The organism is Bacillus sp. TE8-1 (assembly GCF_008368855.1).
In the GTDB taxonomy this organism is placed as follows: domain Bacteria; phylum Bacillota; class Bacilli; order Bacillales; family Bacillaceae_G; genus Bacillus_A; species Bacillus_A cereus.
The window spans coordinates 1-12,436 of the sequence record NZ_QPET01000013.1; the positions used below are offsets into that span (position 1 = coordinate 1).

Here is a 12,436-nt window from a genome sequence, read left to right on the forward strand (position 1 = left end):
TCATCTGTTTGATCTTTTAACACTTTAAATGGAATGCTGTACGCACCATCTGTAATTGTGTTAGAATTTGGTTGTTGATCTGGGTCAGGCTTTTGGTCGGGCTTCTGACCTGGATCGGTAGTTTCATTTGGATCTGGCTTATTAGCTGGGTCCTCTTTTTCATTTGGTTTTTCTACATGAATTGGTGTAATGCTATTTTGATCAAATGCAATACGAACGTCGTACTCATGATGATAATTTAAAAAATCAATATCTACTTTTACTTTTGCATTTAATACCTTTTCTACATCTTCTACATCAAATTCTACTACTCTTGTATCTTTTTCTTTATCTTCACTAATTACATTTGTCGCAACTAGCTTACCTGCTTTTTCTGTTTCAAACTTCGTAATCCATGAACTATTCGTTAATGTAAAGGATACTTTCTTTTTCCCATCCTTCACTTTTAAAGTTCCCGGACTTACTGAATATTGATTCATCATCGATTCTTCATCTGATGTATCTTTTAAAACTTTGAAGCCAATTGAATATTCACCGTCAGCCAACTTGGTAGCTGCTTGAACTGCAAGTGGTTGTAATGTTGATACGAATGTAAATATCATTAAAAACATAGCAACAATAATTTTTGTATACCTGTTCAATGGAACGACTCTCCCTTTTGAAAATTATTTAATACTGTTCCCATCAAATACAAAGCGAATATCATACGAAGCATTATAATTAATAATTGGAATATTAATTTTCACCTTGCCATTTAGTTTTTTTGACAAGTCAGCAACTTCAAATTCTACAACTCTAGTATTATCTTTTTTGTTTTCACTTAACACGGTTGTTTCTACAAATTGACCATCTTTTTCTACTTGGAAACTTTTAATAGAAGCACTATCTTTCACTTTAAATAAAACATATTGTTTTCCATTTTTAACTGTTAATGTTGCTGGGCTTTCAAAATAACTATTCATTCTAGACGATTCATCTTTATCGCCTTTCCATACAGTAAAAGCAATATTATATTTTCCATCAGCTAGTTTTGTAGCAGCCTTTGCATCTTGTAAACCTAGTGTTGCGATAAATGTAAATAAAACAGCAAATACGGCAATAATCATTTTAAATTGTTTAAACATATATTCATCACCCTTCAAAAGATTTATTTACTCAATTTCACTTTACGAATTAAGAAAGCACCTGAAATAAGAATTAACGCTGCAAACAATCCAATACGTGCTTCATCGCCTGTTTTTGGGTTATCTGTTTTTTCAGCTTTTCCATTTTCATTTTTTGTTTCTTTATTCACTTCTTTAGCTGTTTCCTTACTCTCTACTTTTGTTTTCTCTTCTTTTACTTGTGTATCTGTTTTCGCTTGATCATTATTTTTTGTTGTAGCAGCTACGCCATTATCGCCACCTACAGCTTTTACATTTGCATCAAAAGCAAAACGAATTGTGTAGTGGTGGTCATAGTTTGCATTTGGTACAACAACATGAATTTTTACAGCTGCCGGTTTGGATAAATCATCTACTTTAAACTCTACTGTTCTTTTATCTGCCGATTCATCTTTACTAACAACTTTCGCATCAACAAAATTCCCATTCTCTGGTGCTTTAAATTCTGTAATCCAAGCACTATGATTCATCGGAACTTGTACTCTCATCTCACCGTTTTTCACTATTAATTTTGCCGGCTTTTCAAAATAGTCATTTGCCATTGAAGCTGAATCATTTTCCGCTTTTTGAATTACGTAATTAATATCGTAAGTACCATCAGCTAGTTTTGCTGAAGCATTCCCGTATGGCATTACAAGAAAAGCTAGCATACATACGAACGTTATAATAAAAGCGGGTAATACAGAAACCTTTTTCATTTTTCTTGTTTCCTCCTTGGTTATCTTTCATTTCACTTTTTCTGAAAATGATAATTATTCTCAATTCATAAGAAAAAAAATAATCTCTTCTACCTATTATTTAATTAGCATTCTTTTATGTAACATAAGCGTTATTGATTATCATTCTCATTGGATATTAAAAATAATATCTCACCCTATTCCTTATACGAAGGCATAGAAACTGAGAAAAAATTATAAAACGTATTTATTGATTATCATTCTCAATGTAAGTCAAAAAAAATAAACTTTCTCTTCTCCTCTTCTTTCACCTCTTCCCATAACAACACTATAGTTATAGAAACCCCGTTTCCCTCACTTCCCTTCCAATATTTCCACAACTAAGTCAATCTTAGCCTACTCATAAATTTTTTGTCAACTATATTACGTATAAAATTTTTAATATCTAAATTTCTCTATATGCGGCTTTTTTTACAAAAAAAGAGACTTTCTATTATAGAAAGCCTCTTTTCTCTATTTTTCTACAGCAATTTCCTGCTTTTGAAACTTAGAAACTATATAACCAAATCCTATACCGAATATGCCTGGAACTAACCAACCAATTCCTACACTATATAATGGAATCTTATCTAAAATAGGTGCTAGCGCTGCAATTTGAAGATTTGCATTGTGTAACCCATCAAAGAAACTTATTGCAAATGCTCCTACAATCCCACCCACATACATCGCTAATGGAAGACGAACGTAGTTTTCAACAAGTGATAATACGATAAGTACGATTCCAATTGGATAAATTGCGATTAAGATTGGTAATGCTAATGCATTTAACTGAGTTAACCCAAGGTTTGCTACCATAAATGCTAATACACAGAAAATGAAAACGACTTTTTGATAAGAAAGCTTTGGTAATAAAGAAGAGAAGTAATCACCACAAGCTGCAACAATACCTACAGAAGTTGTTAAACATGCTGCTGTAATTGCGATCCCTAGTAATAAAGTTCCGTAGCTACCAAATAAATGATTCACGACATTTGTTAAAATAATTCCTCCGTTTGCACCCATTCCAAGTGACACACTAGAAGCTCCAAGATAAGCAAGTGCTAAATACACAAGTAGTAGACCAAGCGCTGCAATAAATCCTGCAAAGATTGTTACTTTTGCAATACTGTTTTTATTTGTAATTCCTTTTTCTTTTAACGCATGAATTACAACATTTCCGAATACCAGTGCTGCAAGTCCATCTAAAGTTAAATATCCATCAATAAATCCTTTAAAGAGAGGAGCACTATACGCTTCTGTCGGTGCACCAAATTCTCCAATTGGTGTAATAAGTGCTTTACCTACGATAATTGCAATAACAGCTAATAATATTGGAGTTAGCACCTTACCAATACGACCCACTAATTTCGAAGGATTTAAAGCTAAATAGAAAGTGACTGCAAAGAAAATAAATGTAAAGATAACAAGTGGATATGACTGACCAGCTATCTCACTTGGTAAAAACGGTGCAACACTCATCTCATAAGCTACTGTTCCTGTACGCGGCACACTTACGAATACGCCTAAACATAAATAAATTGCAGTGATAAAAACAAGTGCGAATATAGGATGTACACGTCCTGCTAGTTCATTAATATCTCCCTTTAAAGCTATAACAATTACTCCTAATAAAGGTAGTCCAACGCCTGTTACGATAAAACCAAACAGCGCGATCCATACGTCCGTTCCAGCACCTTGTCCTAACGCTGGTGGAAAAATCATATTACCTGCACCGAAAAATAGTGCAAATAACATTAAACTTATTGCAAACATCTCTGAAAACTTTAAAGATGATTTCATTTCTACTAACCTCCTAAAATAATAAATTAACAAAATATTCTGAACTAAAATCCGTCACATATCCTCTTTCAAGCATACTTCCCCGTAAAAGAACGCAAAAAACACCCGTCCCTAACAAAGGGACGAGTGTTGAAATCGTGGTTCCACCCTTATTCTAATAAAATGAATTCATAACGAAATAAGCTCATTTTATAGCTCGTGTAAATTGATAACGGTTTTATCCGCCAAGAATTACAATGCATCATGTATGCAGTTCACTCTTGAAGTTTAGAGGTGGTAAGCTTGTCTTTTCGTATTAGGAAGCTCACAGCCTAAGGCTTCCCTCTCTGAGAATCGTAAAATACAACTCATGTCCTCATCATTACTTTTATAAAATATCTTGTCGAAACTTGTTGTTTTTTATTATATGGGCTATTTTTTAAAAAATCAATAGTTTTATTTTTTCTGACAAAAAAATATAGGGAGAAAATTTTTCCTCCCTATAACTGCCCTATTAAAATTTCTAACTCTTCAGCTGTAACGCTCCGCCACTTTCCAACTTCAAGCTCATTTAGCTCTATATTCATAATGCGTACTCGCTTTAGCTTTATTACAGTAAATCCGAAAGCACGACTCATTCTACGAATTTGCCTGTTCATTCCTTGCGTTAAAACGATACGAAATGTTGATTGATCGACTCTTGTCACTTTGCACGGCTTCGTCATTCCATCTTTAATCTTTACACCGCTGGACATCTCATTAATAAACCAGTCCGTAAAAGGTTTATCGACTGTGACAACATATTCTTTCTCGTGCTCATGATCACCGTGTAAAATTTGATTCGCAATGCCGCCGTCATTCGTTAATAAAATAAGTCCTTCCGATGCTTTATCTAATCGCCCAACTGGAAAGATTCGCTCTGGGTAATTGATATAATCAATAATATTATCTTCAATATGATCGGCTGCTGTACAAGTAATTCCGATTGGTTTATGAAATGCGATATACACCTTTTCTTTCTCTTCTTTCGCAATAACCTGTCCATCAATCGTTACAACATCACCATCGCTCACAAGTGCACCGTGCGTACATATTTCGCCATTAATAGCCACGCGTCCAGCTTTAATAAGGCGGTCTGTTTCACGTCTTGAGCAGGATTTTGCTTCGCTTATGTATTGGTTGATTTTCATGTTTTGTTCCTTTTCACATATATTAAAAGCGTCAATCTATGGCAATATCATTCTGCCACGATTGACGCTTTTTCACTTCGCAAAAACAACTAAATAAATAACCCCAATCACCAAAAATATTCCACAACAAGCTAACAATACTTTTGCAAGTTTGTCCATAAACATATAATGGTTTCCCCTTTGTTTCGTTGTTTTCTATTTTAATTCGACAACTGTTACGCCTAGGCCTCCCTCGCCCATGTCACCGTAACGGAAGGTTTTTACACCGCGATGCTTCTTCAAGTAATCTTGTACACCTTGGCGAAGTGCTCCTGTCCCTTTACCGTGAATGATTGATACGCGAGGATAGCTTGCAAGCTGGGCATCGTCTAAGTATTTCTCAACGCGCGCCATTGCATTTTCAAATCGTTCACCACGAAGGTCAAGTTCTAATGAAACGTGATAGTCTCTACCTTTTACCGTTGCAACTGCTTTTTTCTCTGTTTGCTTCGGTGTGTTAATGTATTCCATATTAGATTCTTTCACTTTCATCTTCAGAATACCGATTTGTACGCTCCACTCTGTATCGCTTACTTTTTCAAGTAGTTGACCTTTTTGACCGAACGTTAATACTTTCACTTCATCACCTGCACGTAACTGTTGTTTCGGTGCAGTATTTTTCACATTTACTTTTTGTTTCTTAACAAGCTCTGGCGCTGCGCCTTCTAGACGACTCTTCGCTTCAATTAGCTCGTGGTCTTTCACATTTGCAAGCTGTGCTTTACGCAATTGACGAAGTTCTTGAATAATGCCTTCTGCTTCTTTCTTTGCAGCTTCGACTTTTTCTTCTCCTTCTTTTTGCGCTTTTAATAATCGTTCATCGCGATCTTCGTTAAATTCAATGATTTGACGTTGTAACTCACGATGAAGTTTCTCAGATTGTTTGCGAAGCGCTTCTGCTTCGTTCCAGTCACGCTCTGCGTTCTTCTGGCTTTCTTCTAACTTCGCAATCATATTTTCAATTTTATTCGTATCTGTACTAATGTGATTGCGTGCTTGCTCAATAACGCGATCAGATAATCCAAGACGTTTCGAAATTTCAAAGGCATTACTACGGCCTGGTACACCGATTAATAATTTATAAGTTGGACTTAATGTATTTACATCAAACTCAACACTCGCATTAATAACTTGCTCACGGTTATATCCGTATGCTTTTAATTCTGGATAATGCGTCGTTGCAACAACGCGAGCACCGCGATTACATACTTCATCTAAAATTGAAATGGCAAGTGCAGCCCCTTCTTGCGGGTCTGTTCCAGCACCTAATTCATCGAATAAAACTAAACTTTCAAAATCAGCTTTTTCTAAAATATCAACGATGTTCACCATATGTGAGGAGAACGTACTTAAACTTTGTTCAATCGATTGCTCATCACCGATATCAGCAAAGATATTTTTGAATACACAAATCTCTGACTCATCCATTACTGGAATGTGAAGGCCAGATTGCGCCATTAACACACAAATACCAACTGTTTTCAGCGTAACTGTTTTACCACCTGTATTCGGTCCTGTAATAACAATTGTCGTGAAATCTTTACCTAACATAATGTTATTTGGCACGATTATTTCTGGATCGATAAGCGGATGGCGTGCTTGTCTTAAGTCCATGTAACGCTCGTTATTTACAATCGGCTTTGTCGCTTTAATTCGCTTCGCATAAAAAGCTTTCGCAAAGATGAAATCAAGATTTGCAACTACTTCTACGTTTGATAAAACGATATCCGCTTCTACTGCCACTTCTTCTGTTAACATTAATAAGATGCGTTCGATTTCTTGTTTTTCTTTCACACGTGCTTCTTGCAGTGCATTATTTAATTCTACAATGACTTGTGGCTCAATAAATAACGTTTGTCCAGAAGCCGATTGATCGTGAACAATACCACCATATACGCCGCGATATTCTTGTTTTACTGGGATTACGTAACGTTCGTTACGAATCGTTACAATCGAATCAGACAACATCTTTTGCGCGTTTGAAGAGCGCGTCATATTTTCTAACTTTTCACGAATACGACTTTCCGCAGTACGAATTTGAGTACGAATACCACGCAGTTTATCACTTGCGCTATCGACTACTTCACCGCCGTCACCGATGCAATTTGTAATTTTCTTTTCTAAATCATATAAAGATACAATTTGAGCGACGTGAGTTTCTAAAATCGGAAGCTCGACACCGTTATCAGCCATATCTTCAATGAAGCGTTTCATATTACGACTACCATACATCGTATTTGCAATATCAAGTAATTCATTTGGACTTAACATACTCCCAATTTTTGCACGCTTCACATTTGAGCGAATATCCGTAATACCACCTAATGGTGCACTACCTTTTAAACGAATAACTTTCGCTGCTTCATCCGTTGTATCTTGCATTTCTACAATTTCTTCAAAATCAGTGCTCGGCACTAAATGCTTCACTTTGTCACGACCAAGTGAAGATGCTGTATGTTCAAGTAATTGTTCTTTTACTTTATTGTATTCTAATACACGCAACGTTCTTTCTAACATGTTGCAGGTCCCCCTTGTATTACTTATTACGTTTAATATAGTCTAATAAACGTTCAATATCCCACGTGTTAATCACGTTATCTTTTTGAATCCAACCTTTACGTGCTGCTGCTACACCTGTTTCCATATCTTCTAACATTTCAAGCGTATGAGCATCCGTATTAATCGCTACTTTCACACCAGCATCTTGTGCTTGTTTTAATAATTTCGCGCTTAAATCTAGACGGTTCGGATTCGCATTTAATTCTAAAACTGTATTTGTCTCTTTTGCTAGTTCAATTAATAAATCTGTATCTACATCATAACCCTCACGACGCCCGAGAAGACGTCCTGTAGGATGGGCAATCATTGTGACATGTTTATTCTCAAGTGCAGTACGTAGACGCTTCATAATCGTTTCACGGTCTTGTGAGAAGCTAGAGTGAATCGCTCCAATGACATAATCTAATTCTGCTAATACTTCATCATCAAAATCAAGCGAGGCATCTGGTAAAATGTCCATTTCAATTCCGCGTAAAATTGTAATGTCTGGATACTTTTCATTCATACGTTCAATTTCTTTCGCTTGCTCACGAAGACGCTCTTTCGTTAAACCGTTCGCCACTTTCAAATATTGCGAGTGATCAGTAATCGCCATAAACTTATATCCACGAGCACGGCACGCTTGTACCATTTCTTCAATAGAAAAAGCACCGTCACTCCAAGTTGTATGCATATGTAAATCACCTTGTATATCGGAAAACTGAATTAAGTTCGGATACTCTTTAATTAATTCAATTTCTTTTCCATCTTCACGCACTTCTGGCGGAATAAATGGCAAACCGAAATGAGCAAAGAAGTCTTCTTCAGTCTCAAATGTTTTCACTTCACCTGTTTCCAAGTTCTCTACACCGTACTCACTAATTTTCTCGCCTTTATCTTTTGCGATTTGACGCATTTTTACATTATGGTCTTTTGATCCTGTGAAATGGTGAAGAGTTGTAATAAACTCTTCTGGTTTTACTAAACGGAAATCAATTGAAATATCATATTCATATTGAAGACGGACAGAAACTTTCGTATCTCCACTTGCTATTACTTCAATCATATTATCAAATTGTAGTAAATGCTCACGTACCGCTGCTGGTTCTGTCGTTGCAATGATAAAATCTAAATCTTTCACTGTTTCACGAACACGGCGCAAACTACCAGCGCGAGAGAAACGAATTACTTCAGCAATATTCGACAATTTCTCCTCTATTTCCCCGGCAATAGGCAATACCATCGCAATTGGTAAACGCTCTGGACGAGAGCCTACTTGATCGATTGCTTCTAATATTTTCTCTTCTGTCTTCTTACCGAAACCTGCTAAAGCTTGTACTTTATTTTCCTCACAAACAGCTTTTAGCGATTCCATATCAACAACACCAAGTTCTTTATATAACTTAGCTACCTTCTTACCACCAAGTCCTGGTAGTTTTAATAACGGCAATAAGCTACTTGGTACTTCTTTTTCAAGTTCTTGTAATACTTCAGATGTTCCCGATTCTATATATTCTTGAATAACGGCTGCTGTTCCTTTTCCGATGCCTGGAATCTTTGTGAAATCTTCAATTTCAGAAAGACTACGATCATCACTTTCTAACGCTGCTGCCGCTTTACGAAATGCAGATATTTTAAATGGATTCGCGCCCTTTAATTCCATAAAAAGCCCGATTGTCTCTAATAATTTGATCACTTGTTTTTTATTTACTTTCATCATTGTCCCGCCTTTCTTTCATAGAAAAAAACTTCTCTTTCCGAAAAAAGAGAAGTTATACTCTGCTACCTGTCTGCCATAGTTCCTTCACCTTTTCAGAGAGAATCGGTGTATCGTCTACAATTATTTTGCTAATTGATGATTGTTGTAATGGTGTTTGTAATTGTTCAATCGGAAGAATGTTCCCAATGATAATTAAGACAAACAAAATAATATATACTTCTAAAAATCCGAGGATTGCCCCCGCAAACGCATTTACTTGCTTTAAAACCGGTATTTCTGCAAACATATTTAACAAATTACCAAGTAATGAAAGTGCAATTTTAGTGATAATAAACAATATGATAAACGCAAGCGCTTGATAAAATACTGTCTCAATATTATTTGCATCAATCCATTCTGGAACAGATACGTTTTTATCAAATGGATACGGAATAAATTTCGCAAGTGCTGGCGCTAAATCTTTACAGTACCAGTATGCAACAAGGTATGCGATAATAAAGCTTGTTAACTTTACAAGTTGCAGAATAAACCCTCTGCGTAAGCCGAGGAAAAATCCCATAACAAGCAGTAAAATGATAATAATATCAATCATGTTATTCCATTCCTTTTTTTGTCATACTTTCTTTCAATTTCTCATGTTCTTCTTTTAATTTTATGTAATCGTGTATGACGTTTACCGCCGTCAATACCGCTAGTCTACTCGTGTCAAGCGAAGGATTCTTGGCATTGAGTTCGCGCATTTTATCATCCACAATCGCTGCTACCATGCGGATATGACTTGTACTTTCATCGCCAACAACTGAATATTGCTGACCATAGATTTCTACATTAATTCGACTTTTCTTTCCCTTTTGTTGTGACAACTCACCGGCCTCCAATCACGTACAGAATCCTAAAGTTTATCATACCATGAACCTTCATAATATGGAAACAGAAAGAACAATCCGATATGATAAAAATAACAATATAAAAAAAGGGGCGACCATTATGTCAAATTCTATCGTAATTCAAACAAATTCTACAGTAATTGAAGACATGAAACAACAATATAAACATTCGCTTAGCTCAAAAACTCCGCAAGGCGGAATCTTCATGGCAAAGGTACCATCTTGCACGATTACAGCGTATAAATCTGGAAAAGTAATGTTCCAAGGAGGCCGCGCTGAAGCAGAAGCTTCTCGTTGGCAAACTGTCTCTCAAACACCGAAAACAGCTGTAACAAAATCTGTCGATTCCCATCGTTATGCGCCTCCTGCTTCCATCGGTACAATGTCTATTGTAGGGTCTGATGAAGTTGGTACGGGAGATTTCTTTGGACCGATGACAGTCGTTGCTGTATATGTGGATGCAAAGCAAATTCCACTACTAAAAGAACTTGGTGTAAAAGACTCTAAAAACTTAAATGACGATCAAATTACTGCCATTGCGAAACAACTTCTACACGTTGTTCCTTACAGCTCCCTTGTCCTTCATAATGAAAAGTATAACGAGCTATTTGATAAAGGAAACAACCAAGGTAAGTTAAAAGCTTTACTACACAATAAAGCTATTACAAACTTATTAGCTAAAATGGCACCTACAAAACCTGAAGGCGTCTTAATCGATCAATTCACACAACCTGATACATACTATAAATATTTAGCAAAACAAAAACAGGTACAGCGTGAAAATGTTTATTTCGCTACGAAAGGTGAAAGCGTCCATTTAGCAGTAGCCGCTGCTTCTATTTTAGCTCGCTACTCATTCGTAAAACAATTTGACGAACTAAGTAAAAAAGCTGGTATGCCACTTCCAAAAGGTGCTGGTAAACAAGTTGATATCGCCGCTGCTAAATTAATTCAAAAAGTAGGTAAAGAAAGATTACCTGAGTTTGTAAAACTGCATTTTGCTAATACAGAGAAAGCGTTTCGCTTATTGAAATAGTATCGACAAAAACAGGGGCTTACAAACTCCTGTTTTTTGTTTCATGTGTTCTCGATTCAATGTAATTGCATTTACTATTTTCCTCTTCTAACTATATCGCTAAATTAACTCATTTTTAGTAATTCCCCTATAAAAAAGGAGAGCCGCCAAGACTCTCCCTTTTTTATATTAGCTTCGTTTCTGCTTCTTATTTGATGAAGATACTTTATGAGAACCCGTTTCATGTGTTGTTGTCCCTTGTCCTTCCACTTCTGGAGAACCTAGGATTGATCTTGAATGGTCTTTTCTCACTTTTTTACTCATTGCACTCACCCCCAAGGTTACTTTTTACTTAAGGGTAAAAAACTATTCAACATAATAATCTGAACATATACTCGCTACTCTTTTACTCTCGTGTTTGGTTTTCGCTTATGTCCCATAGACGCTTTGCTGCATCCTTATCCAAGGCAGCTTCAGACATTTCCCCTACTTGTTTATCGGCATAGTAATAACCACTCTGATTAGTAAATCCAGTTGATTCTGCTAGCCATACTAAAGTTTCAGCACCTTTCTCCGGCGTACGGGAGAAAGGTTTCATTGCTGCCATAGTTAAGCGAGCAGCTAGACCATTATCCTGGTTAAAATTTGTATTCACTAGCCCCGGGTCAAAGCTATAAGCACTAACACCCGTTCCCTCCAACCGCTGTGCCAATTCAGAGGTGAATAAAATGTTAGCTAGTTTTGTTTGTGCATAACGCATTGTAGGACCGCCCATGAACTTCTTAATACCGCGATACAGTTGTTCTGCATCTAGATCATCGAAATCAATTCCCTTTTTAGCCATTTTATGACCGTGAGATGCAGTGGTAATGACGCGAGCAGGAGCACTTTCTTTTAAACGCTCCAACAACAAATCTGTAAGTAAGAATGGACCTAAATGGTTTACCGCCCAGGTCATCTCCAAACCGTCCTCTGTAATTTGTCTTGTTTGAAATAAAGCACCCGCATTATTTACTAATATATCAATTCTCGGACATCTTTCTAAAATATTGGTAGCTACCTGGCGTATAGATTGTTGGGAAGACATATCAGCGAAAAATATATCTACCACTGCATTCCCATCCGTTATATTTTCAAGTTGAGTCATAACATCATTCGCTTTTGCTTCATTACGTGCAATGATTCCTAGCTTAGCACCGCTTTTTGCAAACACCTTAGCTGCCGCTAATCCAATACCACTTGTTGCACCAGTGATTACTATATACTTGTCACGCAATGTCCACTTTGTATGACTTGGAATTTCCCCCATTGTATAAAAACCCCTTCCCTATATAAATGTCGCATTCATTTTACTTATATATGAAGTGGGAATTGAACTATGAACAACAT

Annotated in this window: 12 protein-coding genes and 1 other annotated feature; of the genes, 1 reads left to right on the forward strand and 11 read right to left on the reverse strand. The window is 36.4% G+C overall.

Annotation, left to right across the window (positions count from 1 at the left end):
• From DN404_RS10840 to zapA, 9 genes are all read right to left on the reverse strand, one after another.
• A partial coding sequence (locus tag DN404_RS10840) for an NEAT domain-containing protein (RefSeq protein ID WP_149215061.1) occupies window positions 1–641 on the reverse strand: 641 nt, incomplete at its 3' end.
• A gap of 24 nt (window positions 642–665) precedes the next feature.
• Entirely contained in the window at window positions 666–1,124 is a 459-nt protein-coding gene (locus tag DN404_RS10845; RefSeq protein ID WP_149215062.1) for an NEAT domain-containing protein, read from the reverse strand.
• Between the two features lie 23 nt (window positions 1,125–1,147).
• The gene (isdC, locus tag DN404_RS10850; protein WP_000757950.1) at window positions 1,148–1,861 is read right to left on the reverse strand and encodes a heme uptake protein IsdC; all 714 of its coding nucleotides are present in this window, start codon (window positions 1,859–1,861) and stop codon (window positions 1,148–1,150) included.
• Between the two features lie 492 nt (window positions 1,862–2,353).
• Window positions 2,354–3,679, reverse strand: a complete 1,326-nt coding sequence (gene brnQ6 / locus DN404_RS10855; protein WP_000842639.1) for a branched-chain amino acid transport system II carrier protein BrnQ6 — start codon at window positions 3,677–3,679, stop codon at window positions 2,354–2,356.
• 115 nt (window positions 3,680–3,794) lie between these two features.
• Window positions 3,795–4,050, reverse strand: a binding site (T-box leader).
• Window positions 4,051–4,158: 108 nt separating this feature from the next.
• On the reverse strand, window positions 4,159–4,848 hold the full coding sequence (locus DN404_RS10860; RefSeq protein WP_149215063.1) for a 23S rRNA pseudouridine(2604) synthase RluF: 690 nt from the start codon (window positions 4,846–4,848) through the stop codon (window positions 4,159–4,161).
• A 195-nt stretch (window positions 4,849–5,043) separates the two neighbouring features.
• Entirely contained in the window at window positions 5,044–7,404 is a 2,361-nt protein-coding gene (locus DN404_RS10865) for an endonuclease MutS2 (protein WP_000893715.1), read from the reverse strand.
• Between the two features lie 19 nt (window positions 7,405–7,423).
• Window positions 7,424–9,142, reverse strand: a complete 1,719-nt coding sequence (gene polX / locus DN404_RS10870; RefSeq protein ID WP_000867532.1) for a DNA polymerase/3'-5' exonuclease PolX — start codon at window positions 9,140–9,142, stop codon at window positions 7,424–7,426.
• A 55-nt stretch (window positions 9,143–9,197) separates the two neighbouring features.
• Window positions 9,198–9,737 (reverse strand): CvpA family protein, encoded by a 540-nt coding sequence (locus DN404_RS10875; RefSeq protein WP_000565408.1) that lies wholly within the window; start codon window positions 9,735–9,737, stop codon window positions 9,198–9,200.
• 1 nt (window position 9,738) lies between these two features.
• Window positions 9,739–10,008: a cell division protein ZapA gene (zapA, locus tag DN404_RS10880; RefSeq protein ID WP_000082701.1), complete on the reverse strand. Its 270-nt coding sequence runs from the start codon at window positions 10,006–10,008 to the stop codon at window positions 9,739–9,741.
• Between the two features lie 124 nt (window positions 10,009–10,132).
• Here zapA and rnhC point away from each other — a divergent pair, with 124 nt between their 5' ends.
• Window positions 10,133–11,068 carry a ribonuclease HIII gene (rnhC, locus tag DN404_RS10885; protein ID WP_000071601.1) on the forward strand — a complete coding sequence of 312 codons (936 nt, stop codon included), beginning with the start codon at window positions 10,133–10,135 and terminating at the stop codon, window positions 11,066–11,068.
• A gap of 168 nt (window positions 11,069–11,236) precedes the next feature.
• Here rnhC and DN404_RS10890 read toward each other — a convergent pair whose 3' ends face one another.
• Together DN404_RS10890 and DN404_RS10895 are read right to left on the reverse strand one after the other, a co-directional pair.
• Window positions 11,237–11,371 carry a YuzL family protein gene (locus DN404_RS10890; RefSeq protein WP_149215064.1) on the reverse strand — a complete coding sequence of 45 codons (135 nt, stop codon included), beginning with the start codon at window positions 11,369–11,371 and terminating at the stop codon, window positions 11,237–11,239.
• Window positions 11,372–11,453: 82 nt separating this feature from the next.
• On the reverse strand, window positions 11,454–12,356 hold the full coding sequence (locus tag DN404_RS10895; RefSeq protein ID WP_000503915.1) for an SDR family oxidoreductase: 903 nt from the start codon (window positions 12,354–12,356) through the stop codon (window positions 11,454–11,456).
• Window positions 12,357–12,436: the final 80 nt, after the last annotated feature.

Coding starts and splice junctions, on each gene's coding strand:
- DN404_RS10845 (WP_149215062.1), bottom strand. CDS start 1,124: ATGTTTAAACAATTTAAAATGATTATTGCCGTATTTGCTGTTTTATTT.
- isdC (WP_000757950.1), bottom strand. CDS start 1,861: ATGAAAAAGGTTTCTGTATTACCCGCTTTTATTATAACGTTCGTATGT.
- brnQ6 (WP_000842639.1), bottom strand. CDS start 3,679: ATGAAATCATCTTTAAAGTTTTCAGAGATGTTTGCAATAAGTTTAATG.
- DN404_RS10860 (WP_149215063.1), bottom strand. CDS start 4,848: ATGAAAATCAACCAATACATAAGCGAAGCAAAATCCTGCTCAAGACGT.
- DN404_RS10865 (WP_000893715.1), bottom strand. CDS start 7,404: ATGTTAGAAAGAACGTTGCGTGTATTAGAATACAATAAAGTAAAAGAA.
- polX (WP_000867532.1), bottom strand. CDS start 9,142: ATGAAAGTAAATAAAAAACAAGTGATCAAATTATTAGAGACAATCGGG.
- DN404_RS10875 (WP_000565408.1), bottom strand. CDS start 9,737: ATGATTGATATTATTATCATTTTACTGCTTGTTATGGGATTTTTCCTC.
- rnhC (WP_000071601.1), top strand. CDS start 10,133: ATGTCAAATTCTATCGTAATTCAAACAAATTCTACAGTAATTGAAGAC.
- DN404_RS10890 (WP_149215064.1), bottom strand. CDS start 11,371: ATGAGTAAAAAAGTGAGAAAAGACCATTCAAGATCAATCCTAGGTTCT.
- DN404_RS10895 (WP_000503915.1), bottom strand. CDS start 12,356: ATGGGGGAAATTCCAAGTCATACAAAGTGGACATTGCGTGACAAGTAT.